19 protein-coding genes are annotated in these 24,659 nt (G+C 60.2%); 8 read left to right on the top strand and 11 right to left on the bottom strand.

Annotated elements, in window-relative coordinates; genetic code table 11:
- Nucleotides 1–311: 311 nt before the first annotated feature.
- The 3 genes from LGH74_RS14860 to LGH74_RS14870 form a co-directional block, all read right to left on the bottom strand.
- On the bottom strand, nucleotides 312–1,343 hold the full coding sequence (locus LGH74_RS14860) for a 5-methylcytosine restriction system specificity protein McrC (protein ID WP_226176864.1): 1,032 nt from the start codon (nucleotides 1,341–1,343) through the stop codon (nucleotides 312–314).
- Between the two features lie 9 nt (nucleotides 1,344–1,352).
- A complete protein-coding gene (locus LGH74_RS14865) occupies nucleotides 1,353–2,681 on the bottom strand; it encodes an AAA family ATPase (protein WP_226176865.1) in 1,329 nt (442 codons plus the stop codon).
- A gap of 95 nt (nucleotides 2,682–2,776) precedes the next feature.
- On the bottom strand, nucleotides 2,777–4,870 hold the full coding sequence (locus LGH74_RS14870) for a sigma-54-dependent Fis family transcriptional regulator (RefSeq protein ID WP_226176866.1): 2,094 nt from the start codon (nucleotides 4,868–4,870) through the stop codon (nucleotides 2,777–2,779).
- Nucleotides 4,871–5,081: 211 nt separating this feature from the next.
- On the opposite strand from LGH74_RS14870, the gene LGH74_RS14875 reads away from it, so the two are divergent.
- The 3 genes from LGH74_RS14875 (at nucleotide 5,082) to LGH74_RS14885 (ending at nucleotide 8,145) form a co-directional block, all read left to right on the top strand.
- Nucleotides 5,082–6,419 carry a TolC family protein gene (locus LGH74_RS14875; RefSeq protein ID WP_226176867.1) on the top strand — a complete coding sequence of 446 codons (1,338 nt, stop codon included), beginning with the start codon at nucleotides 5,082–5,084 and terminating at the stop codon, nucleotides 6,417–6,419.
- Between the two features lie 111 nt (nucleotides 6,420–6,530).
- On the top strand, nucleotides 6,531–6,962 hold the full coding sequence (locus LGH74_RS14880; RefSeq protein WP_226176868.1) for a universal stress protein: 432 nt from the start codon (nucleotides 6,531–6,533) through the stop codon (nucleotides 6,960–6,962).
- Between the two features lie 73 nt (nucleotides 6,963–7,035).
- A complete protein-coding gene (locus LGH74_RS14885) occupies nucleotides 7,036–8,145 on the top strand; it encodes an HlyD family secretion protein (protein WP_226176869.1) in 1,110 nt (369 codons plus the stop codon).
- A 63-nt stretch (nucleotides 8,146–8,208) separates the two neighbouring features.
- Here the strand turns inward: LGH74_RS14885 and LGH74_RS14890 are convergent, their stop codons facing one another.
- Nucleotides 8,209–8,598, bottom strand: a complete 390-nt coding sequence (locus tag LGH74_RS14890; protein ID WP_226176871.1) for a four helix bundle protein — start codon at nucleotides 8,596–8,598, stop codon at nucleotides 8,209–8,211.
- Nucleotides 8,599–8,698: 100 nt separating this feature from the next.
- Between LGH74_RS14890 and LGH74_RS14895 the strand changes: the two genes are divergently transcribed.
- Nucleotides 8,699–10,270, top strand: coding sequence for a DHA2 family efflux MFS transporter permease subunit (locus LGH74_RS14895; RefSeq protein WP_226176872.1), 1,572 nt, complete (start codon nucleotides 8,699–8,701; stop codon nucleotides 10,268–10,270).
- 496 nt (nucleotides 10,271–10,766) lie between these two features.
- Here the strand turns inward: LGH74_RS14895 and LGH74_RS14900 are convergent, their stop codons facing one another.
- Complete coding sequence (locus LGH74_RS14900) at nucleotides 10,767–11,804, bottom strand: hypothetical protein (RefSeq protein WP_226176873.1); 1,038 nt, start codon at nucleotides 11,802–11,804, stop codon at nucleotides 10,767–10,769.
- Between the two features lie 276 nt (nucleotides 11,805–12,080).
- Between LGH74_RS14900 and LGH74_RS14905 the strand changes: the two genes are divergently transcribed.
- Entirely contained in the window at nucleotides 12,081–13,301 is a 1,221-nt protein-coding gene (locus tag LGH74_RS14905) for an alpha/beta hydrolase family protein (RefSeq protein ID WP_226176874.1), read from the top strand.
- Nucleotides 13,302–13,510: 209 nt separating this feature from the next.
- Here LGH74_RS14905 and LGH74_RS14910 read toward each other — a convergent pair whose 3' ends face one another.
- The 4 genes from LGH74_RS14910 to LGH74_RS14925 form a co-directional block, all read right to left on the bottom strand.
- Nucleotides 13,511–13,903 (bottom strand): hypothetical protein, encoded by a 393-nt coding sequence (locus LGH74_RS14910; RefSeq protein ID WP_226176875.1) that lies wholly within the window; start codon nucleotides 13,901–13,903, stop codon nucleotides 13,511–13,513.
- 33 nt (nucleotides 13,904–13,936) lie between these two features.
- Nucleotides 13,937–16,372 (bottom strand): penicillin acylase family protein, encoded by a 2,436-nt coding sequence (locus LGH74_RS14915; protein ID WP_226176876.1) that lies wholly within the window; start codon nucleotides 16,370–16,372, stop codon nucleotides 13,937–13,939.
- Nucleotides 16,373–16,462: 90 nt separating this feature from the next.
- Nucleotides 16,463–17,068, bottom strand: coding sequence for an outer membrane beta-barrel protein (locus LGH74_RS14920; protein ID WP_226176877.1), 606 nt, complete (start codon nucleotides 17,066–17,068; stop codon nucleotides 16,463–16,465).
- Nucleotides 17,069–17,189: 121 nt separating this feature from the next.
- Nucleotides 17,190–17,966, bottom strand: a complete 777-nt coding sequence (locus tag LGH74_RS14925; RefSeq protein WP_226176878.1) for a septal ring lytic transglycosylase RlpA family protein — start codon at nucleotides 17,964–17,966, stop codon at nucleotides 17,190–17,192.
- 395 nt (nucleotides 17,967–18,361) lie between these two features.
- Here LGH74_RS14925 and LGH74_RS14930 point away from each other — a divergent pair, with 395 nt between their 5' ends.
- Nucleotides 18,362–19,276, top strand: coding sequence for a DUF72 domain-containing protein (locus LGH74_RS14930; RefSeq protein WP_226176880.1), 915 nt, complete (start codon nucleotides 18,362–18,364; stop codon nucleotides 19,274–19,276).
- 183 nt (nucleotides 19,277–19,459) lie between these two features.
- Nucleotides 19,460–21,484, top strand: coding sequence for a T9SS type A sorting domain-containing protein (locus tag LGH74_RS14935; protein WP_226176882.1), 2,025 nt, complete (start codon nucleotides 19,460–19,462; stop codon nucleotides 21,482–21,484).
- Nucleotides 21,485–21,490: 6 nt separating this feature from the next.
- On the opposite strand, the gene LGH74_RS14940 is transcribed toward LGH74_RS14935, so the two are convergent.
- A complete protein-coding gene (locus LGH74_RS14940) occupies nucleotides 21,491–22,438 on the bottom strand; it encodes a 3-oxoacyl-ACP synthase III family protein (RefSeq protein WP_226176884.1) in 948 nt (315 codons plus the stop codon).
- Nucleotides 22,439–22,600: 162 nt separating this feature from the next.
- Between LGH74_RS14940 and LGH74_RS14945 the strand changes: the two genes are divergently transcribed.
- Nucleotides 22,601–23,176 (top strand): hypothetical protein, encoded by a 576-nt coding sequence (locus LGH74_RS14945; protein WP_226176885.1) that lies wholly within the window; start codon nucleotides 22,601–22,603, stop codon nucleotides 23,174–23,176.
- Nucleotides 23,177–23,189: 13 nt separating this feature from the next.
- Here the strand turns inward: LGH74_RS14945 and LGH74_RS14950 are convergent, their stop codons facing one another.
- Entirely contained in the window at nucleotides 23,190–24,197 is a 1,008-nt protein-coding gene (locus tag LGH74_RS14950) for a DUF3667 domain-containing protein (RefSeq protein ID WP_226176887.1), read from the bottom strand.
- Between the last annotated feature and the right edge of the window lie 462 nt (nucleotides 24,198–24,659).

Here is a 24,659-nt window from a genome sequence, read left to right on the forward strand (position 1 = left end):
TTTAGGCAGAAATGCGGGAAAACTCAATTCCACAGACACGCAGTGGCTGCCGGGGGCTGCAAACGGTGAAATAGTGAAGTGGTGAAATTGTGATTTTTCGTTCTGGCCGCGCATTCCACCGTGTGTCATTGCGCGGCAGCGCGTTTTGTCCTTGCGAGGACGCAGGATGAAGCAATCCGTCCGCTGAAATGTGCGGTACTTTCTAAAACGAAAAGCCCTTTCCCGTCGCAATGGGGAAGGGCTTTCTGGTAAAAGGGCGTGTCGTACTGCGCAGCGGACGGATTGCTTTGTGCTGCTTGCAATGACACAGCTTATTCAATCAGCGCCAGCAAATCATGGTGAATGCCGGACCAGGGCTGGTTCAGGTTGATGGTGACGACGCGCACGGGGAAGCCGCCGAGGGTGTAGCGTACATCCACCGTTTGCTGGGCGGCGGGGTAGAGCAGGATACCTTCCAGCTGCTGGTCTGGCGCTTTGGGCTGGTTCTGGAGGTAGGCGTAAAGCTGGTAGAGGTGGGGCGAAATCAGTTTTTGCTGATCGTAGCGCAGGCGCAGGGCGGCGGCGTAGTACTTCGTGTCGAGGATAACTTTGCGGTCGGGAGCTTCCAGCGTCGTGTCGGTTATCATCACCGGCAGCAGGGCCATATCGGCGGTTTGCCCGGTTTCGGCCTGCCAAGCAATGGTTTCGGACAGCACCCGAAACCGGCGCTGCTCGTGGCGGTAGAAGTTGCGCACAAACGCCTCAAACAGCTGGGCCATCAGCCGCTCGTCGCGCCGAAAATCCCGGAAGCGGGTGCGGCCCGCCGCGGCGGGTGCAGGCAGGCGGCTCTGGTGCAGCAGGGCGCAGATGTTGAGCAGAAAGGCTTCCTGCCCCGGCAGCCGCAGCCTGCGCACCCGTCGCAGCGTGTGGGTGGTGCAGGCTACCGGCACGACTGCCGCTGGAAAGCGGCGACGCACCGTGCCCACCTCGTGGCGCAACGCGGCCGGCAACGCCCGGGTGCGGCTCAATTGCTCCAGCACGCCCAGCAGCAGCCCGTTGAAGGGCGTGTTGGGGCTCAGCTCGTCGTAGGCGCACACGGCCCGGCCGCGCCGCAGCAAGTCGCGGCTCAGGCTGGGCGTGAGCAGCAGGCGGCCCCGCAGCTCGGGCAGCTCCTCTTCCCGCTCGCCATACGCCATGGCCAGACCCTGGCGCAACAGCCGCCGCGTACCGCCGAGCAGCACCTGGGTAAGCAGCTCTAGGGGCTTATGAAACGGCATAGCCTCCACCGCCGCCAGCTCCTCGCGCTCCGGCAGCCGGTTCCAGGCGTAGCAGAGCAGGTAGTACAGGTTCTGAATTGGAATCATGCCCGTGCGCTATTTGCCGAGCAGCTTGCGGCGGTGGGCGGCAGCTTTGGCGGGCTGGTCGAGCCAGTACTCATCCAGCAGGGGCGCTATTTCCTGGGTCAGAATTGACTCCAGCCAGGCGGCGGCCTGCTCAGGACGGGCGGGCGGCTGGCAGAAGTAGCTGTGGCCCAACTCAAAGTCGGGGCCCAGCTCGGGGTCGTCGGCAATGGCCTGATTCAGCTCGGTCAGCTTGTTTACCAAGCGGCTGATGACAACTTTCGGCACCCGTTGCGCCGCCAGAAATTCCTGTAGTGGCGCGCCAAACTCGGGCCGCATCTGCACGAAGGCAAAACGGCGGCGCAGGGCGTAGTCGAGCGGGGCCAACGACCGGTCGGCCGTATTCATGGTGGCAACGACGAATAGGTTGTCGGGTACAAAAAACCGGGGTGCGTCGGCCGGGGCGTAGGGCAGGCGCACAGCGTGCTGGGGCCCGCGCTTATCGGCCTCCAAAAGCAGCAGTAGCTCCCCGAAAATCCGGCTCACGTTGCCCCGGTTTATTTCGTCGATGAGCAGAAAATACGGCTTATCCGGGTCGGCAGCGGCTTTCTGACACAGGTCGAGCAACACGCCGGGCGTGAGGCGAAACGTGCCGTGTATATCGGGCCGAAAGCCCTGGATAAAGTCTTCGTAGCTGTAGCTGGGGTGAAACTGGACCAGCTCCACGCGGGCCGCATCAGTGCTGCCCAACCCCAGCCAGGCCAGCCGCCGGGCCAGAAACGTTTTGCCGGTACCCGGTGGCCCCTGCAAAATCAGGTTGCGCCGCCGCTGCAAGGCCGTTTCCGCCTGCCCCAGATTTTCGGCCGATAAAAACAGCTCCCCCAGCGCCATTTCGTGGGTGTAGGGCGTGGCGGGCGGCAGCTCATACTCCAGCTTCGGCTCCGCAACCACCGGTATCGGGGCTTCTGCGGGCTCCTGTTCCCGCCCCTTGCCCGGCTTGGCAACTTCGTGCCCATTGCCGGTATACAGCTCCCGCATGGCATCCTGCGCGGCCACGTCGCCGTCGTGAGGCGAGTTGGCCAGGATGGGCCGCTTGGTGGTTACGGTAAAGTCGAGCTGCTCCAGTAGTTGGTTGGTTCGGTTTCGGGCCAGCAGGGGCAAGGTGGCTTCGGGCTGCCCGCTAGCCAGCCGGAACGCCAGCTGCAGCACTGGCCGCGGCGGGTAGCGCCGGCCCTTATACACCAGGTCGTACACCGTGCTGGGCGGCAGCGGCCGGGCTTCCCGGTCAATCTGGCGCAGGGCCCGCAGGATATGGTCGCGGGTGAGCTGAGCGGGCGTAAACGGGGCGGTGGAGTCGGGCATTGAGGTTGGAAAGTACGGGCAAAACGGCAACAAACCGCGTCGGGTTCGGCTGAAGCTCGGTAGCGTCAACTACAAGCTTCGTGCTACTGGGTGCACTACTCCACTACCTGATGCTCGCGCCGGATGCCGAGCTTTTTCATGCGGGCTTCCAGAGTTTTGGCGTTGATGTCCAGGATAGCCGCCGCGCCGTTAGGGCCGCTCACCCGGCCGCCGGTGCGCCGCAGGGCCGCCATAATATGGTCGCGCTCCTGCTCGCGCAGAGTTTTCAGGGGCTCATTCTGCTCCAGAAACGACAAGGGTGGCCCGGCCTGCGCCGCCACGGCCGAGAAGCCGGCAAACTCCAGAAAGGAGCCCTGACTCACGATGACGGCCTGCTCCAGCACGTGTTCCAGCTCGCGCACGTTGCCTGGCCAGCTATACTGCTGCATGGCCCGCAGGTCCCGCTCGCGCAGGCCACGCACTGGTTTGCCCATCTGCTTGGTGAAGCGTTCCAAGAAGTGGCGCATCAGCGGCTCAATATCCTCGGGCCGCTCGCGCAGGGCCGGTAGTCGCACCGGAAACACGTTGAGGCGGTAGTACAAGTCGGCTCGGAAACGGCCGGCTGCCACTTCGTCTTCCAGCACCCGATTGGTGGCCGCAATTACGCGCACGTCGGTGTGAATGACGCGCCGGCCGCCAATGCGCTCAAATTCCTTTTCCTGCAGTACGCGCAGCAGCTTGGCCTGCAAGTCGAGTGGTAATTCGCCTACTTCATCCAGAAAAATAGTGCCGCCGTCGGCCAGCTCAAACTTGCCGATGCGCCGGTCGTGGGCGCCCGTAAACGCACCCTTCTCGTGCCCAAATAGCTCACTTTCGATAAGCTGGGCGGGCAAAGCGGCGCAGTTGAGCTTGATCAGGGCGCGCTCTTTCCGGGGCGAAAGGTTGTGCAGGGCCCGGGCCACCAGCTCCTTGCCGGTGCCGGTTTCGCCCGTAATCAGCACGGTGGTATCGGTGGGCGCTACTTGCGCAATGCGCGTCTGAACCTGCTGCATAATGGCGCTCTGGCCCACGAAATCCTCGAACTTGGCCGTGGTGTTGATTTCGTCGATGAGGTAGGTTTTTTCCCGCTCCAGCTGGGCCCGCAAGGCTTCAATCTGCTCGAAGGCGTACAGGTTCTGCATAGCCAGCGTGATTTGCGGGGCCAGGCTCATCACCAGGTTCAGGTCGTCGGTGGTGAAGGCGTCGGGGCGGTGGCTGGCCAGAATGAGAGCTGCGGCGTGTTCGGCCTTGTTCCAAAGCGGTACGCCCAGCATGGCCCGGGTGCCGTTCTTCTCCATCGTATACTGCAGCAGGCGGTAGCGGCGGGCGGCCTGCTCAAATTCGGGCCCGGTAAACAGCAAGGGCTGCGTAAATACCCCGATGATTTCGGCCTGCATCTGCTCCCGGTCGGGCACGCCTTCCCAGCGGCTGTCTTCCAGCACCAGAAAGCTGCCGTCGGGCTGCTTGCTGAATTCCACGAAACCCTGCGTGCCCAGCGCCGGCCGCCGAATCCGGACGCCGAAGTAGTCGATGGGCACAATCCGGTCAATTTCCTCGGCCACGGTCAGAAACAGCGCCGCCCGGTCTTTGCGGCTGAGCAGGGCGTTGGTCACCGTCAGCTGCAGCGACTTTTCCCGCTCCCGCCGGGCCACTTCCTCGAAGGCCAGCGTGTTGCTCACGGCCACGGCTACCAAACTGCCGATTTTTTCGAGCAGCAGCCGGTCGTCGGGCAGTAACTCGGGCCGTTGGCGGGCGGCCATCGAGAGCAGGCCAATGAGCTGGCCGCCGGTGCGCAGAGGTACGAACGTGGCATAGTAGATGCCACGCTGCTGCAGCAGCAGAAACGGCAGAAACTCGGGGTAGTCGGGTGTCAGCTCCCGGATATCAACCTGCTGTACCTGCGGGTCGCGCACAAACAGCTCGGTGGGTGAGCCGGCTACCAGCGTAGGCTCGGACAAGCGGCTGCCGTTGTCGGGCACGTCGCCGAGGTAGTCGCGCATAAAGAGCCGCTTGAACTGATGGCTGCTGTCGAAGGTCACTACGGCAATCATATCGAAGCGGAAAATGAGCCGCAGCTTTTCCGTGACAATCTGAAACAGCTTTTCCTTGCTGCGCGTGGTAGCAATGGCCTCATTCAAGTATAGCAGCAGAGAATCGTCTTGGTTCGGCATGGCTTTTTTCCTGAAATAGCAGGACTTATTTTCAGGTATTCCTGATATATAAGCAAAACAGGTATGCCTGTCTATAGTTTCCGATGGGCCGGAGTAAAATTATTTTCCTCGTTTCCGCAATGCTAAGGCTGTTTTTTGATGAGGTTAATCGTTTTTTAATGCCTTGGCATGCAGTTAGGTAAAGGCGGCTCACCAACAAGTCGTTTTTCCGATGCACTCCCGACCATTATTTGCCGCTTCGCTGTTTGCCCTCGGGCTGCTGACGGTAGCCGGCGCGGCCCACGCTCAGGGGCCGGTCATTGCCGATTCTCTTTCCCTCGACGGTACCATTCGTTCCGTACTCGATGCCAACCCGGCCATTACGACGCTCGAAGAGGAGGTAAACGCCGCCAGTAGCCGCGTGACGCAAGCCAAGGGCGGCTTCCTGCCCCAGGTAACCGGTACGGCTACCTACACCCGTATCGACCCAGTCGTGAAGCTGCAAATTTCGCCTGATGCCCCGGCATTTCAGTTTCAGCCCAACAACAACTACGACGCCCACATTACCGTGCAGTACGGTATTCTGGACTTCGGCAAGAAAGACGCCACCTACAACCTGGCCGAAAGCCGCCGCCTGACGGCCGCCGACCAGATCAACGTGACGCGCCGCGACTTAGCCTATTCGGCCGCGCAGGTGTACTACAATATCCTGTTCGTGCGGGAAAGCATTAAGGTGCAGGACGCCCAGATTGCCTCGCTCAAGCAGCACCAGCGCGAAATGGAAAAGCGCGTGGAAGGCGGCGTGAGCACCAAGTTCGACGTGACGACTACACAGGTGCGCATTACCCAGGCCCAGAACACCCGCATTGATCTGGAAAACCAGCTCCAGAATCAGCAGGTGCAGCTGGCCCGCTTGCTGCACAAGCCTGAGTATGTAACGGTACCCGTGCGCGGCACCTTCACCTATACGCCCCAGGCCGTGGACGTAAACGCGGCCCTGAACCAGGCCGTGGAAAACCGCCCCGAAGTGAAGCTGGCCCGCGACGCCGAGCAAACGGCCAACCTCAACCTCAAGCTCATTGAGCGCAGCAACATGCCGCTGCTGGGCGTGGGGGCCCAGGTAGGTGCCAAAAACGGCTATCAGCCCGAGCTAAACCGGATTCGGCCCAACACAGTGGGGGTGGTGCAGCTCTCGGTGCCGATTTACGACGGCAACAAAAACAAAAACCAGCGTACCGAAGCCCTGGCCAACATTCGCGGGGCCCAGTCGCGCATCCAGGATACCCAGGAGCAGATCCGGGCCGACGTGCGGCAAGCCGCCAATAATATGCAAAGCAGCACGGCCCGCTACGAAAACGCCCAGCTGCAGATAGCCCAGGCCACCGACGCGCTTACCCGCGCCAAAGCCCGCTACCGCTACGACGTAGGCACCAACCTCGACGTACTGGACGCCGAAACCTCCCTGGCCCAGGCTCGTCTGGCCCGCCTGCAGTCCATCTACAACTACACTCTCGGCCAGTACCAACTCAAGCGCGCCACCGGCGAGCAGATCTGGGACACAGTGAAATAGTGACTTAATGACTTAGTGAGTTTTCTGTTCAATGCCGCGCAATACGTGCAAGTAGAACAGAAAACTCACTAAGTCACCAATTCACTAATTCACTAATTCACTAACTCACCCATGACTCTTTCGCTCATATTTTGCCCGATTGACTTCTCCGTGGCTACGGCGTCGTTGGTGGCGTATGCGGCTACGCTGGCGGCGGGGGCGAAGGCCGAACTGCGGCTGCTGCACGTGCTGCTGCCCCAGCCGGCGCTGGCCGATGGCAAAGCCGACCTGGCCTTGGCCGCCCAGATGGCCCAGCACCGGGCGGCGGCCGAGCAGGTGGGCGCCCGGGTAACAACCAGCGTATTGCGCGGCGACGCAGCCCAGGAAATCGTGGCCGCCGCCCGCCGTCACGCTGCCGATTTAATCGTAATAGGAGCACACGGCCAAACCGGGCTGACCCGCTTTCTGATGGGTAGTACCGCCGAGGCCGTGGTGCGCACCGCGCCGTGTGCCACGCTGCTCGTCAACTCGCAGAGCCCCGGCGAATACCGGAAATCTGCCTAAGGAAATTGCTGCCGCCTGGCTGGCTTTCCATCCGAAACACAACTTCACGAACAACTACTTACCGATAATTCTCATGGCAACTCCCGTTCAACCCGATCAGGTCGCTGCACCCCATTCCGTTTCCGCGCCGGCCTACGAGCCCGAGGTGGAAGAGCAGGAAGGCCGCTCGAAGCGCCCATTTGTGTTCATTATTCTGGCCCTCGTACTACTAGTGGGCGGCTACTTCGGCTACCAGCGCTACCTGTTTGGCCAGAGCCACGAAGAAACCGACAACGCCCAGGTAGAAGGCGACGTGTACCCGATTCTGCCCCGCGTGGGTGGCCCCGTGCTGGAAGTGAAAGTGCAGGACAACCAGGTCGTGAAAAAAGGCGACGTACTGGCAATTCTGGATGCGGCCGACTACCAGCAGCGCGTGAATGCCGCCGAAGCGGCCCTGGCTGCCGCCCAGGCCAACGTAGTAGCGGCTCGCGCCGGCGTGGGCACTGCTTCGGCCAACGTTAGCACGGCCCAGGCTACTATTGGGGTGAGTGACGCCAACCGCTCCCGTCTCGAAAAGGATTTGAAGCGCAGCGCCTTTTTGCGCAAGGAAGACATCATCCCGCAGAGCGAGTACGACGCGGTGCAGGCCAACCTGAAGTCGACCAGCGCCCAGCGCGCCACGGCCCAGCAGCAGGTGCAGGTAGCCCGCCAGCAGGTAGCCGCCGCCCAGCAGCAGGTAGCCGTAGCCCAGGCCGTAGTGAAGCAGCGCCAGGCCGACCTCGACAACGCCAAGCTGCAGCTCAGCTACACGACTATTGTAGCGCCCGGCAACGGCATCGTAAGCCGCAAGAACGTGCAGCCCGGCCAGGTAGTGTCGCCCGGCCAGCAGCTGATGGGCCTTGTGGCCTCCGAGAAAACCTGGGTGGTGGCCAATTTCAAGGAAACCCAGCTCGAAAAGATGAAAGTAGGCCAGCCCGTAACGGTGGAGGTCGATGCCTATCCTAACCAGGAATTCGAGGGCCACATCGAGTCGTTGTCGGCCGCTACCGGGGCCCGCTTCGCCCTGCTGCCCCCCGACAATGCCAGTGGCAACTTCGTGAAGGTAACCCAGCGCGTACCAGTTAAAATTGCCCTCGACAAAGTAGACCCCGAACACCCCCTGCGCGCCGGCATGAGCGTGACGGCCACGGTGAAGGTGAAGTAGATTTCAGGGTAGGTGGGTATGGGGGTAAGAGGATAGGAGGGATGAGGTCTTGGGTTTTCTTACTTATATATCCTTCCTCACTTTCTCCCGGGCGGTCTTTTCGGCTTTGCCTAGTATTGCCATTAGCGCTTTTGCTTCAGCGAGCAGGTCGTCTAGGCGACCTGCAGGTAAAACGCCGTTTTCGTTCAGTAGCTCCAGCCACAGCACCGATTCGTCGGCTTCCTCCAGAGCAATGTGCAGCTTGGCCGCAAATTCCCGGTTGGAACGAGCCCGGCAGGCTGCCCGATAGTTGGCCGCCACCGAGGTGCCCGACCGGACCAGTTGGGCTGCGGCTGCCCGGCTAGAAGTCGTAGTCGGCAAGTTGTCAACCAGCTTCATTATCCGCAGGGCAAAAGCTTTGGTTCGTTGCCGAAACTCCTCCGCAAAGTTAAAATTGGACTGGCTGTTGGTCATGATATTTACTGGGTGAGGCCAAAGGAAAGCAGTAAATCACAACAACAACTATTCCCCCAACCCCCTCCCACCTACCCCCATACCCTCCTACCCTCAAAATATGGAAACCGGATTTACCAAGTGGATCATCGTCATTACGGTGGTGATGTGCTGCTTGCTGGAGCTTATTGATACCAGCATCGTGAACGTGGCCCTGACCCAGATGATGGGCAACCTCTCGGCCACGCAGCAGGAAGTAAGCTGGGTGGTGGCCTCCTACGGCATTGCCAACGTCATCGTGATTCCGATGACGGGCTTTCTGGCCGAGCAGTTTGGCCGCCGCAACTACTACCTCGTGTCGGTGATTCTCTTCACGCTGGCCTCCATTGCCTGCGGCCAGAGCACCAATATCTGGGAGTTGGTAGCCTTCCGCTTTGTGCAGGGCATCGGCGGCGGCGCCCTCATGGCTACCTCGCAGGCTATCCTGATTGATACGTTTCCGCCCAAGCAGCTGCCCCTGGGGCAGGCCTTGTTCGGCATGGGCGTCATCATCGGGCCTACCATTGGCCCCACGCTCGGCGGCTTTATCGTGGATAACTACGACTGGCCCTGGATTTTCTACGTGAACGTGCCCGTGGGCATCATGGCCTCCATCTTCACCATTGCCTTCATCCGCGACCCGGAGCGCATCAAGAATGCCATTCCGCGGCCCCTGCGCGAAATCGACTGGGCCGGTATCTTCCTGCTGATTCTGGGTGTGGGCTCGTTGCAGTACGTGCTGGAGCAGGGCGAAAGCAACGACTGGTTTGAAGACAACCTGATTCTGTTCTTTACCGCCCTGGCCGTCATCGGGATGGTGGGCTTCGTGTGGCGTGAGCTCACGGCCGAGCAGCCCATCGTGGATCTGCGGGTGCTGGGCAAGAGCCGCAACCTGGCCGTGGGCGCGGTACTCTCGTTTGTGCTGGGCTTCGGCATGTTTGCCTCGGTGTTCATCTTTCCCATCTTTACCCAGCGCATTCTGGGCTTCAGCGCGGCCCAAACCGGCCTCATTCTGCTGCCCGGCGCCCTGGCTTCGGGGTTTATGATGCCCGTTATCGGCAAGATGCTGCAAGCCGGCGTGCCCCAGAAGTACATGATTCCGGTGGGCTTCTTCATCTTCTTCGTCTTCACGTTCTGGATGGCCAAAATCATTTCGCCTACGGCCGGCGAGGATAATTTCTTCTGGCCCCTGATGGTGCGCGGCCTGGGCATGGGCCTGATTTTCCTGCCTATTACTACGATGAGCCTGGCTGGCCTGCAGGGCAAGGAAGCCGGGCAGGCGGCGGGCCTCACCGGCATGATCCGGCAGCTTGGCGGCTCCTTTGGCGTGGCCATTGTGGGTACCGTGCTGGAACGCAGCATCTACCAGAACCGCGTAGGCATGCTGCCCAATATCTCGCTCTATAATTCCGAAACGGTGCAGCGCGTCCAGGCTTTCACCGCCAACTTCATGTCGAAGGGCTTCTCAGCCGAGCAGGCCCAGCAGCAGGCCTACGCTGCCCTGGAAGGCATTCTGATGAAGCAGGTATCCATCATCACCTACGGTCAGATCTTCTCCATGCTGGGCTTCTTCTTTCTGGCCTGCCTGCCGCTGGTAATGCTCATCAAGCGCGCCCGGCGCGGCGAGGCTATTGACCTGAACGCGGCGCACTAGCGGTGAGGTTGTGAAATAGTGATTCAGTGAGTTGTCGTTCCGGCGGCGCTTATGCAGCAGCAAAGGCGGTTGGGCTTGGCCCGGCCGCCTTTGTTTTTTGCCTGAAGGTCCTGTCGCCAACTCGACAGGGCCTTTAGGCCCTCCGAAAGTGCCTCTGGCCTAGACCACATGCCCCACACAAAGGCAGGAAGTGCCTCCCGAGTTGGCCGGGGGCACTATCGGCGTTACAACAACGCTCCGGGACAAGTCAGAGTGTCCTATATGAGGTCCGGAAGTGCCCCGAGACTTGTACCGGGACACTACAAGAGGTCCAGAATAGCAGTGGGACAAGTCCCGGGCCACCGCATGCAGTCCGGAACTACTCTGGGACAAGTATTGTCCTATACCACACCACCAAAAAGCCCCATCGTGCGACACGACGGGGCTTTTTGGTGGTGTGGTATAGAGAAGAAAGAGTAAGCCTAGAACGACAACTCACTAACTCACTAACTCACTGCTACTGATACTGAATGTAGAGTGGCTTGGGGGTGAGCTGGGTCAGGACCTCGGTGGGGGTCATGATGTGGTGGGGCTTGGGCCGGGCGTCGTACTCGTAGAACAGCTTGAAGCCGGTGTACTGCACGGGCTCGGTCTGGATGTAGTCGTGGTACGAGTCCTTTTTGAGCGTAGGCTCGCCGTGGCCGTCCATGTGCATCACCACCTGCACGCGGGGGTCGAGCTTGATGTTTTTGTAGTTGGTCAGCATTTTCCGGGTGAAGCGGTGGACCGTCAGCACCTTGGGCGGAAGCTTGTTTTCGCTCACGATACGGGCCAGGAAGTTGATGGTGAAGTTCACGTCCTTGGCGTCGAGGGTGCCGATTTTCTGGTTGGGCCGCACGCCGGGCATCGTCGAAAGCGAAAACTCAGGGTCGATGCCGAGGTGTACGATGGGGTCTTTCAAGTACTGCTCCAGCTTGGGCAACTCGGCCTGCAGGGTGCTGTGGCCGGGCTGCACATCCAGAAACAGGATGCAGTTGTGCTCCTTGGCCCAGCTCAGTACTTCCTCGATGGTGGCTTTGGAGTTCATCAGGCGCCATTTGCCGTCTTTACCAGCCGTGCCCTGGGCCGTGATGGTCACGTTGTGCAATGCGGCCTGCACCGGAATGCTGGGGTCAGCGGCCTGCCACTCCTTGAGCACGCCTTCAAACTTGCGGAACATCTGCTCCTTGGGCTCCCGGCCCAGAATACCCATGCCCTTCGAGCGGATATTACCATAGAAGGCAATGATGCGCTTGCCCGGTAGAATAGCGCCCGGCAGCTGGCCGCTTTTCTTCACGATGGAGTCGGCCTTGAGCGAGTCGCGCAGCATTACCTGCTTTTTGAGGGCCGCGCTGTCGACTACGACGGGCTGGGCGGGAACCTCAGCGGTGGCTTTGGTGTCGGCGGTTTCTCCTTCGGTGCGAGTGCCGCAGCCGGACAGGGTCAGGGAGAAAATCAGGCCCAAAGCTGGCAGCAGCGGGCGGGAAAAACGGGAGAAGCGGGTAAAGGAAGACACTGAAGAACGTAACGTTGAAAGCAAGACTGGTCAGCAAGTTACGCCTTTTTGCCGCGAACCGAACCGTAAAAAATCCGAATTCAAGCCCCGCTACTGCTGTCGTTGTTTTCAATATTGGTTAGCAATGAGCTCATTAGCTGCTTTTAAGCGGCGCGACGACGAAAATCTTATTCGACTATCGACTCATTCCAGACCACCGGATTTTCAGGCGGCGGCAATGAAATCTTTTGGGGACCATGGTGTTATGGAAAGGTAACTCAACGTATTTCCTTCCGCGTGACACATCCGAAATTCAACTTCCGCCTCGCCCGCCTGGTGTTTCTGCTGTGGGCCGGCGTCAGTACCGCCTCGGGCCTTAGCTGCACCAAAGATGCCGCTGCGCCGCAGACTACTGCCGAAACCCCAGCTGCTCCGGAAACCCATTTAGTCAGCAGCACGCTCATTGGCGAGTACTCGGCCGCCACACTGGCCGGGCGCGTCTCCGAAATTCCCATTGCCGGGGCCCTGGTCAAGTACCCGATTCGGGTGTACCGCCTCAACTACACCACGCTCAACACCGACGGCAAGGCCATTACGGCTTCCGGGGCGTTGCTGGTGCCCGTGACGACTCAGGCGCTGCCGCTGCTCAGCTACCAGCACGGCACCATCCGTCCCGATGATGAAGGCCGCGCGCCCTCGTACTACAGCCAGAGCAGTGAGGTATGGTCGGCCGTGTCGGTGCTGGCTTCTACTGGCTACGTCGTTTCGGCCCCCGACTACATCGGCTACGGCGCTTCCAAGGCCCAGCCCCACCCGTATGAGCACGGCGCTTCCCTGGCGTCGGCGTCGTTGGATATGCTGCGGGCCGCCCGCGAGTTTGCGGCCAAGGAAAAGCTGACGCTCAATCAGAAAAACTTTTTGCTCGGCTACTCCGAAGGCGGCTACGCCACGCTGGCTTTGCATAAGCTAATGGAGGAAAAAGCAGCCGGCGAGTTTACCGTTACGGCCAGCGCGCCGGGGGCCGGGGCCTACCACAAGTCGGCCTTTGCCGACTATATTCTGAAGTCGGATGAGCCGCTGAGCTTCCTGAGTACCTACGTGTGGGTGCTCGATACCTATAACCGCGTCTACGACATCAACCGGCCTATTCCGTTCTATGTGAACCAGCCCTGGGCCGCGCAGCTGCAAGCCAACCTGTACGGCGAGGTGCCCAGCCACGCCAAGGAGCTGTTTACGGCCCCCTTCCGCCAGGGCATTCTGGACAAAACCGACCAACAAATGCTGACCGCCTTCCGCGCCAACGACATCTACGACTGGCAGCCCAAAGCCCCGCTGGCTCTTTTCCACGGCACGGCCGATGATTATGTGCCCTTCTTCAACTCCCAGGACGCCTACAACGCCATGAAGGCCCGAGGCGCGACGCAGGTGCAGTTGCGGCCCATTCCCGGTGGCAACCACTTTTCCTCAGCGGCCACTTATACCCTGCAGGCCTTTGCGTTCATCTCGCAGTATTATTAATGATTAGACGATCTAACGGAACGCCATTTTTCCGGGTCTGTCATCCTGAGCTTGCGAAGAACCTGCCTCATTTGAGCGACAAGCTTGATTAAACGTAAAAAGCCCTTTGCCACCGATGTGGTAAAGGGCTTTTTTACATTGTTATAAACCTGAGTGGACTAGGCGAGGAAGGGCCTTCGCAAGCTCAGGATGACAGACCAAACAACGTGTCAGCGGTGCAGCGCGGTTTCAGCTACGACGCTTTCGTCCACTGCTACCCCGGCCGGAGCTACGGCCTGCCGTACCCAGGCACCGGCCAGGGCTGCCAGTCCGCCTACCAATCCGCCCAGCACTGCCGCCACGACTACCAGCGCCCAGCTATTACCGCCCAGCGGTAGCAATTGGGCCACGCGGTGGGCCAGCAGGCCCTCATTTTCAATGTTCCACCAGGCCGCCAGCCCAAACCAGCCGATACCCACCCCGTTGAAGCCGGCCAGAAAGGCCCGGCCGCCGTGGCGCTGCAAAACGAAAGCTGCCGCGAAGCAGAGCGGCGTAATAACCCACCACGGCAGGAAAAACTGCACCGCGGCGCTTAGAACGAGGATTGCCAGGAAAAGACGCATCGGATATCGAAGGGAAATGAGGAAATCGAACGGTTACTGCTGCAGCGTCCAGGCGGCCTGCAGGCGTGGGTGTTTTTCGTCGGCGGAGTGCAGAAATACCAGCTCGTCGAGTTTGCCGGCGCTCCAGGTATCAATCATGTTTTCGTAGAAAGCCGAGCCCGGATTGCCCGACTGCCCGCCCGGATACACGCCGTAGGCCTGCACCCGCGGCCCCAGGGCCACCACCATGCGCCACGAGGGTCCGTTGCGCTCCGACGTAGCATTCACGATACCCGCGCCGCCGCCCACGTTCAGATCCATCCGGCCGAAGCCGACCAGCTGGGCCAGGTGCAGAATGTCGGTGCTTTTCTGGTGGGCCCAGCGCCACTCGGGTCCCAGCGGCCCAAACTTGCGCGTAAGCGAGTCGGTGGCGAACTGCAAGGACTGCAACGCCAGGGTTTCGAGGGTTTCCTTGGCGGGCGTGCGCCGGTCGTCGATCCAGCGGGAGTTGGGCTCCTGCAGCAGCAGCGTGTTGGTCCGGTCGCGGCCGGGGCTGCGCATTTCCAGGCCGGTAGCTTTCAGCCCGAAATCATCTTCCCAGAGGCGCTTTACCAGGTTGTTGTACCAGAGCTCGAAGATGCTGGGCCCGATGGCGTCGGCCTCGTAGAAGTAATTCCAGTGGCTGAGCTCGTCATAGGCCCGGCGCGCACCCTCCGGCAGCCCGGCGGCCTGCACCAGGCTTAGCATCCGGGGCAGCATCAGCTGAGCGTTCAGGTTGAGGTTGTCGGTTTGGAGCAGGCGCAGGCTGTCGGGCGTCACGCGCGTCATGCTCGCCAGCCGCTCGTTGATGCGGTGGCCCCGCTCGTAGCTGGCGTAGTTCCAGTGCAGGTAATAGGGGTAGTCGGGCCCGGCCGAAAACTGGTTGGCCGAGCTCACAAAGCCCCGCGCCGGGTTCTTCACGTGCGGGTTCTGAGTCTGCGGAATCCAGCCCTGCCAGTCGTAGGCTGGGTCGGTGCCGTCGAGGATGAACTTGCCCTGGTCACGCCATTTCAGCGGGAAGCGGCCGTTGGGCCAGATGGCAATATCGTTTTGCTGGCTGGCGAAGATGAAGTTCTGGGCCGGCGAGCCGTAGGAAGCCAGGGCCGTGGTGTAGTCCTGGTAGTTCTGGGCGCGGTTGAGCTTATAGAAGGCCAGCACTTCATTGTCGGCGTCGTGGGCCGTCCAGCGCATGGCGTGCCGGATGGGCGTCTGGGTCAGGAAGGGCTTCTCGTCCTTGTCGTACACGATGGGGCCGTGGTGGGTGTAGAGCACAGTGTCGTAGCGGTCGGGCTGGCCGCGTACCACGATGTGCTCCACCACGCGGCGCACTGGTTTCCAGCGGCCGTCGTGCCAGTACTCGCGCTGCGAGGCGTCTTTGAACTTCAGTTGGTAGAAGTCCATCACGTCGGCCGCCACGTTGGTCACGCCCCAGGCCACCTGGTCGTTGAAGCCAATAATAACCGTGGGCGCGCCCGGAATCGTGACGCCGTACACATTCACGCCCGGGGCCGAGAGCTGCACCTGGTACCAGATGCTGGGCAGGTTGAGCTGCAGATGTGGGTCGTTGGCCAGAATCGGGAAGCCCGAAGCCGATTTCTTCCCATCCACGGCAAAGTTATTGGAGCCCAGCTCCGGGTCGGGCTCCCGCTGCGGCACCTTTTCCGACATGGCCGCCGTGAAGGCCGGTGGTGTAGGCGGCGCGGGCAGTGGCTTAAAATCGAGGGGCGTACCTACCGGCACAATCGGGTCTTCGCGCTGCGGATAGTCGGGAAACAGGTCTTTCACTACCGCCGAGCCGTATTTGCCCAAGGCATTCGACAGGCGCAAATCGTCGGAGCGGCCGCTCAAATCGAAGGCCATGTATTTGAGCAGCAACGAGCATTTGATGGGCTCCCAGGGCTCGGGCGCGTAGTCGAGTAACTTGTACTCAAAGGGGTAATCCTTCGGGCTGAGGCTGGCAATGTAAGCATTCACCCCATCAGAATACGACGTGAGTACCGTGCGGGTCGTGGGGTCGGCCATCATGGTCTGCAGCGTTTTCTCGGCCCCGAACTTCAAACCCATGCGGCGAAAAAACCGGTCGGTTTCGAGCCGCGCCGGCCCCACAATTTCCGACAGCCGCCCGGCCGCTACGTGGGTCACGAAATCCATCTGCCAGAGCCGGTCGCGGGCCGTGAGGTAGCCCTGGGCAAAGTACAGGTCGTGGTCGTTGCGGGCAAAAATGTGCGGCACGCGCTTGTCGTCGAAGCGCACCTGCACCGGTTCTTGCAGCCCGGGAATCGTCAGCGTCTGAGTGGCGGCAAAGTTGTTGGCGGCTTCAGCATTGCGCCAGAACCCGCCAAACGGGCTCAGAAACTTGCCGAACGGCGGAATGTCGCCCTGTTTGGTGTTGAGCACCCAGGTAAGTGTCAGGGCGAGGGCAGTAGCCAGTAGGGCCTTAATCCACTTCATGAACCAAGTAATAGAGGTGGGTTTTCGATAAAACAATACGGGCCGCCCGGGAAGTCCGGACGGCCAGCATAAGTACCGGATTAAAAACGATTATTGCGCAGCAGCGGCCGTTTTGGGGAAGAAAATCTGGAAGCCCACCGACACGCCCCAGCGGTTTTTGCGAATGTCGTCTTCCAGATCGGTAGACGTGCGGCGGTAGTAGGGCTGCACCTCCAGGGCCACCATTGGCGAAATGAAGTAGTTGTATCCCACACCCACGCTGCCGCTCCAGTAAGAGCCCTTGTTGGTCTGGCTGTAGCCGCCATCATACGATTCCGACTTGCCGGAGTAGCCGGCAATGCCGTAAGAGGCCTGCCCGAAAAACTTGTGCTTGGGGGCATCCAGCACGTAATAGCGGGCAAAAGGCGCCAGGCCATATTCAAGCCCTTTGCCCTTGAAGCCGCCGTTGCCGTAGCTGGCATTGGTGGAAACGTAGGCCAGATTGATTTCCGCTCCCACGGCCAGCCGGTTTGCCACGAAGAAACCCACGGTAGGCGTAACACCCAGGGTAAAATCCTTGCGGCCCCCGTCGGCGGAAGTGGCATACGTCAGCTGGGAAATACTGGAGCCAACCAGAAGGCTGCCTTGTTCGGTTTGGGCAAAGGCCCCGGCAATAGATGTAAAAACCAGCGCAGAGGTGGTAAATAGCTTTTTCATGAGAAATGTAGAGTGGGATAAATAGATCCAAAAGCAAACAACATCAAAAAAGGCCACTTATTGTGGCCTTTTTTGATGTTGCGAAGCATATAACAGGCCCTTTACGAGCCCGGAAGCTGCTTTATAAGTTTTCGGCCTGTCGTACCAGGCCGCTAATGCCCAGCTGCTTGAGGCGCAGCTGCACGGCTTCGGCTTCGGCCTTATCGGCGAAATTGCCCACGATTACACGTTTGAATGGCTTACCGCTCTGGCTGCTTTCGGCAATAGTTACCGTCAGCTTTTCGTCCAGGGCCTGAATCTTGGCCTGCACGCTCTCGGCATTGCGCGGGTCGCCGAAAGTACCGGCCTGCACCACGAAGCTCGGGGCCGGGGCCGGAATAACGACTACGTCGGCGGCTTCGGTTTCGCCGGCAATGATGTCGGTCAGGGCCGTGCCGGCCAGTACGGTGGCGGCCGAGTCGGTGGCCAGGGCGGCCAGGTTATCGGGAGCGTCGGTGGGGCCGAGGGGCGTGGTGCTGGGTACTACTTCAGCCACTACCGATACGGCGCCGCGGCGCACGATATCAAGCGGGCGGGCCGCTACTTCCGACAAATCCAGAATGCGCTGGTGGCGGAACGGGCCCCGGTCGGATACGCGCACTACTACCGATTTGCCATTGCTGGGGTTGGTGACGCGCAGCTTGGTGCCGAAGGGCAGGGTTTTGTGGGCGCAGGTATACTTGAAGCGGTCAAACCGTTCGCCGTTGCTGGTCCGGTGCCCCTGATGCTCGCGGCCGTACCACGAAGCACGACCCCGCAGCACTACTGCGCGGGAAGCCGTGGCCGAGGCCGGTTTTTCTTCTTCGAAGCGCGTAGCGCGGGCTGCTTGCGGGAAAGACGTGAACAGTGCGAAAAGCAAGGTCAGAAGCAAGCCGGGAACAGGCAGTCGGGTCGGTATCAACTTCATGCGTTTGCTGGTTGGTAAGCAGAACAAATCTAGACGAGGATTCCAAACCACCTACCCGTTGCCAACTACGTTAGTCAGCAGCAAGACTGAGAAATTGTCTTATTTATATAAAATTTGCATTTAATTAATCGATAGAGGAAAGCCGAAATAGCTGATTGTGTTTGTTTAAGACAGATTTTGTACTCTATATAGAGCTTGTGCGAACCATATTGGAAATAAGACTATGCGCCGGTTAAAAAATTTTGTCATTCGACGCCGGGCTATGTCTGGAGCTATGTTGCAAAAGTCCCGGAATTTTGCTAAGGCAGTAAGCCGTCCGGAGCGGTGGTTTTGCCGTACTTTGCCCTATGGATTTTGGCCGACTCTCTGACCTGCGCTACGTTGACTTTCGCCTGCCGCCCGACCACCCCGAAACGGCGGCGGTACTGGCCCGGGCCCAGGCTATTGGTACGCCCGCACCAGCTATATATATAGGGTGCCCAATCTGGACCAACAAGGCCTGGTTGGGCTCATACTTTCCGGCCGGTATCAAGGATACCGATTACCTGCACCACTACGCCCGGCAGTTCAACAGCATTGAGCTGAACACGACCCACTACCGCATCCCCGACGCGCCCACCGTGCGCAAATGGCGCGACGCGGTGCCCGTCTCGTTCCGGTTTTGCCCCAAAATGCCCCAGATCATCAGCCACGACCGGCAGCTCTACAACGCCGATGAGCTGACTACCACCTTCTGCCGGTCTATCAGCGAGCTGGATGAGCGGTTGGGCATGGCTTTTTTGCAACTACCGCCCACGTTTGGCCCCGAGCATCTACCGCGTCTGGAGCGTTACCTGCTCGATTTTCCTGACTATGTACCGCTGGCCGTGGAGCTGCGCCACCCGGCCTGGTTTGCCGATAAAGGCCAGCGCGACGCAGTGTTTGCCATGCTCGAAGCCCTGGGCAAAACCCTGGTGCTGACCGACGTGGCCGGCCGCCGCGACGTGCTGCACCAGCGCCTGACCACGCCGGTGGCTTTTATCCGCTTCAACGGCCACGGCCTCGTGGGCAGTGACTACGCCCGCGCCACAGCCTGGGCCGAGCGTATTGCAGGCTGGCTGCAGGCCGGCCTGCACACGGCCTACATCTTCATTCACCAGAAGGATATCATGCATTCCCCGGTCTGGACGCAGTTTTTCCTGGAAAAGCTGCGGGAGCTGACGGGCTTGGCCGTACCGCCGCCGCGCATTATTCCGCAGCCGGTGCAAGGCAGCCTGTTTTAAGCATAGTGCGGCGAAAAATGGCTGCAATTACCCATCTGCCCCGCAAGCCAGACTACCTGAATTAACGTACCTTGGGCTTACGTCCATTCTGCCGCTTTTCTGCTGACTATGAAGCCTTGGGGTACTCTTTGCCGGTTAGGAACCGGCCTTTTTCTGCTTGCCGGCCTGTTGCCTACTTCCGGAATGGCCCAGAATGCGGAGCTGGTTGGGCACTGCCTGCTGGTGCCTTTGCCGGCCGCCGAGCGGGCCCGCCAAGCCGCACTGGTGGTAGAAGCAGAGGTGCTCGATGCCCGCGGCTTCTGGGATGCCAGCCACCGCCGCATCTACACGTCCCATCGCCTCCGGGTATATAGCGTGCTGAAAGGCCAGTTGCCTGCCGAGCTTACGATAATTACGGAAGGTGGACAGGTGGAGCTTGATGAGCAACGGCTAACCAACACGCTACGGCTGCAACCCGGCGACCAGGGTGTGTTTTTCCTGCGCCCTGCCGCTTTTGCTGGTACTCCCGCCGGGCCCGCCTGGACACCCTACGCCAGTGAGCAGGGCTTTATCCGCTACCAACTGGCCGATGCCTCGGCTGCCGAGCCTTTTCGGGCTTATCCTTTAGTTGGCCCCGACTTTTACGCTGAGCTGAGCGCCACGCTGGGCCAGGCGCGCCGCGAAGTGCAGCCCAACCCGGCGTTGCGGCAGGCCCAGCTGCGGCGTACCCCCGTAGAAGCTGCCAAGGGTCAGGCGCCGGTTATCAGCTCCCTGGGGCCCACCACGCTGCCCGCCGGCATCGGCGCCGTTCTGACGCTCAGCGGCTCGGGCTTCGGCAGCACGCGGGGTACGGGCACCGTTGATTTTCGCAGCGCCGACGACGGCGGCGTGACCTTCACCCAAGCGCAAGCCACCGATTACGTAAGCTGGACAGATACGCAGATTCGGGTGCGAGTTCCTTCGTATGGCTCTACCGGCAACCCGGCGGGCACCGGCACGGTGCGGGTAACTACGGCCGCCGGCCTGCAAACTACCAGCAGTACGGCAGTGGTTATTCCCTACGCGGCTACCAACGTGCAGGCTCAGAATTCGTCGGCCATCGTGCGCCCCAATCATATCAACCAGAATGGGGAAGGGGGCTACACCTTTCGGTTCGAAACAGCCTTTGCCACCAACCAGCCCGCCGCTGCCGCTTTCCAGCGCGCATTGCTCACCGGCTGGCGTTGCCAAACGGGTGTCAACTGGATTGTCGGGCCCAACCGGACCGCAGCGGGGGCTGGTTCCGATGGTGAAAACTCTGTGGGCTTCGACGTAGGGGCTCAGTTGCCGACGAATGTGCTAGGCCGCACTACCAGCTACTATCAGGGCTGTTTCAATCCCGATGGCACCATCAGCTTCCGCGTCGGTGAAATCGATATGCAGTTTGACGACGGCGTGAACTGGCAGTATGGCCCGAGCCTACCCAGCGGGCAGCAGTACGATTTTGAGACGGTGGTGTTGCACGAGCTGGGCCACGCCCAGCAGCTGGGCCACGTCAATGCCAGTACGGCCGTGATGTACTACGGGGTGGCACGGGGCCGCTCCAACCGCACCCTAACCGTGAATGACCGTAGCGGCGGGCGACGGATAGTGCGTACCCAAAGCTTTCCGGCCGCTGGCTGTGGTCCGGCCCCCATGCTGCCGGCCCCACTTACCAAGCTGGCTGCTTCCGGAAGTAGCGCCGGAACTGAAATTGCCTGGACCACGCGGGACGAATGCTTCCTCAGTAGCTTCGTGGTGGAGCGGGGTGCCGATACCACCGCCTGGCAACCAGTGGGCAGCGTGGCAGCCGGTGCGGCCGGTAATACCTACCGCTTAGTTGACCCCAGTCCGTTGGCGGGCCTGAGCTACTACCGCCTACGCCTGGTGCGCCCCGACGGCTCTGTTGATAGCGCCGCTCCTCTGCTGGTGCAAGCGGCGGGAGGCAGCAGCGCAGTCCTGCAGATTTATCCAAACCCCGTGGACGGCAATCTGCTGCGGTTCCTGTTTTCCGGCACCACTGATGGTACCCTTTCGGTCTACGTCTACGATGCTGTGGGGCGGGTGTGCCAGCTGCACGGTATCGATTCTCGGGCGGGGCTCAACACGCGCAGCCTCGATATCAGCGACCTGCACCCTGGCTGGTACGTGCTGCGCTGGCGCGACCAGGCCGGCAAAACCGGCACGGCCCCCTTTATAAAAGTGAACTAGCCCGGCTTACCGCTCCAGTAGCATTGCGCCGTAGGAATAGCCCCCGCCGAACACGGTAATGACGACCCGCTCACCCGACTGAATCTGGTCGAGCTGGTCGCAGAGGGCAATGGCGGCGCCGGCGCAGCCCGTGTTGCCCAGCTGCTCGATGTTGGACACGGCGCGCTCCTCGGGCAGTTCCAGGGCTTGCAGCACGTTGCGGGTAATGCGCAGGTTGGCCTGGTGTGGAATCAGCCAGTTCAGGTCAGTTACGGCCAAATTGTTGCGCTCCAGCACCTTCCGGGTTACGCTGGCCATGTACTGGCAGGCATGAATGAACACGTCTTTGCCGTGGGGCATCACAATGCCTTTTTCGACGGGCTTAAGCGTCACGGCCGTATCGGCTTTGCCAATGCCGCCGGCCCCGGCCGTAATCAGATCCACCATGCGCAGGTCGGTGGGGGCCAGGCGCTCTTTGCTGATGAGCAGGGCCGCCGCCCCGTCGCCCCAGAGGTGGCCGGCCACGGTATCTTCCTCGTTGTTGTAGGCCGTGTTGTGCTCCGAAACCACCACCAGAGCCCGACTGGCCTTGCCCATGGCGAAGTAGCCTTCCACAATTTCAATGGCATTCAGCAGCGACGAGCAGGCCGATGAAATGCTGACCACCGGAATATCGGTAACGCCAATGGCGCGCTGCACGGCGTGGGCCACGGTATAAATCGTGTCGTGGGGCGTGTAGGTGGCACCCACAATCAGGTCGACGGCGGCGGCCGGAAACAGGGCCGATTGGGCTACTACCCGCTGCGTGGCCTCGATGGCCATGGTATTGGTGTTTTCTCCGGGGGCCGCTTTGCGCCGTTCCCGGATACCGGTACGTTCAATTATCCACTCGTGCGACAGTCCATTCAGACGGGTGAAATGTTCGTTGGTAATGACTTGGGCGGGCAAATAAGCCGCCACCTGATGAATGTACACGGGGTGGAAACGTAAGCGGGGGAGGAGGGGTAAAAGTGGGAGCAAGGTACGCCAATGCCGGGCAAAATGGGTGTTTTGCTCAGTCGGCCCGTACTTTGCAGGGCACTTGCGCGTTCAAACGCTGATTACCGGGCGAAGTTCGCAGTACCTCTAAGAAAGATTATGGCTTTTTCCTGTTCCTGCTCCCGCCTCGTGGGCTGGGCGTTCCTGACTACCACCTTACAACTGCTGGCCCCCAATGCACAGGCCCAGAAATACCGCACGGCGGTGGGCGCTCGGCTGGGCGCGGGCAACTACGGCCTCACCGTGCAGCAGAAGATTCTGGACAAGGTAACCCTGGAAGGCCTGGGCCTGGTGGGCACCCGCGAGGTGAGCGGCACCGTGCTGGCCGAGCGGCACTTTCCCATTCTGGGCCCCAGCCTGAACTACTACCTGGGCGCGGGCGGCCACCTCGGCAACCACAAGGACAATGGCGCTTTCGGCGGCTTCGACGGTATCATCGGGGCCGAGTACAAAATTGCCTTCGTGCCCGTGGTCATCTCCTTCGACTTCAAGCCCAGCGTCGAGTTCAGCTCGGCCGACTGGGCCCGGTTTCCTACCGCTTTTTCGGTGCGCTACGTGCTGGTGAAGGAGAAAAAGACGGGCTTCCTGAACGGCATTCTGGGCGACGGAAAAGACAAGCCGGCCAAGAAGAAAAAGGAAAAAGCTACTGAGCGGCGCGGCCTCTTCGACTTCTAAGTCGGCAGCGCAGCTACAGCGTCAGCAGGCTCAGCAGCATCGACACGACGATGGTCCCGGCCAGTACCATGCCGTAGGTCGTCATCATCAGCAGCACCTTGCTCAGCGTTTTCAGAAACGACTGCCCGTAATTGTTGCGCAGGGCGAGAAAGAAATAGACAGCCGGCAGAAACACCAGTGCCGTCTGAAACCAGTCGGTGCTGCCCACTCGGCTCAGCAGCAGATTTAGGATGAAGAGCACGAACACGAAGCAGTGGAAGTGGATGGAGAAGATGAGATGGGCCAGGTAATACTGGTGCTGGCGCCGGTATAAGCCTTTGAGCAACAGGGCAAACAAAGGCATCAGCACAAACATCAGGATGGGCAGGTTTTTCATCCACTTATGCACCAGCTCATCCGGAGAGGAATTCAGCGAGCGGATGGTTTGGCGCAGCGCCGTGCGCCGCAGCAGCGTGGGCTCCTGCTTTTGGGCCCGAATAATGGAGTCGATACGCTCGTGGGTGAGCTCCTGCTCGCTGAGGGCTTCCAGCTCGGCCTGGTTGAATTTCATGCCGAAAACCTGCGTGGAAATACTGTCCTGCCCGTCGAGGATCATCAACCCCGACGATTGGGACACCGCCTTACGGATGGAATCGTTCTTTTGCTCCAAGTACCGGCTTGGTCTGAGCAGCTCTTTGGTGGGCCGGTCGGAACTGGGCTTTACGCTGAGGGAAAGCAGGAAGAAAAAGACAAAGCTGATGAAGACGTAGAGCCGGATGGGCGGCACATACGGCATGCGGTGGCCCGCCAGGAAGCGCTTAGTTAGCTCACCCGGGCGCAGCAGCAGCAGCTTGGCCGTGCGGAATACTTTGCTGTCGAAGTGAAAGATGCCTTCGAGGAACTCCTCCATCACGTGCCCCAGCGACAGGCTTACTTCCTGATTTTGCTGACCGCAGTTGGGGCAGAACTCATCGGGTGGGCCCTCGGGAAAAGTGTAGCCGCAGTTTGCGCAAGCCGACAGCTTGTTGTGAGAATGAGCCATGGTGAATAGCAGGTGTAGAGGAAAGGCTCTTAAGTGACTAGCGCAAATAAAAGACGCAATATGGTAAGGCCCTAACCCTACCGGCTAAGAAGGTAGACTTCGGCTTAAGAGATACTCCAGGCAGTTGGACTAGTCAAAGTAGCTAATCAGCAAACTGACAAGACTTTATATAGCGGCAAATTCATATATGCAATTCGGAATATTACGAATATAAACTGTGAGTGGAGGTCGACCAACCTGAGAGTTCAGTGGCTGAAACAGGCTATACCGGAAGGCGTTGCGAAATAGATATGAAGCAATTAATCCAAATAAAAATTAAAAACTTGCAAATAATTGAAAAACTGCTAGCTTTGGTAAGGCAACTGTTTTGTTGGACTATATAAAGCTTAAGTATGAACTTGTTGTTTACTCTCGTTTCTGCTTCTCGCTGGGTTGGATGTGCCATGACCTTGCTGCTAAGCT

This window comes from Hymenobacter lucidus (genome assembly GCF_020447265.1).
GTDB classification, from domain to species: Bacteria; Bacteroidota; Bacteroidia; order Cytophagales; family Hymenobacteraceae; genus Hymenobacter; species Hymenobacter lucidus.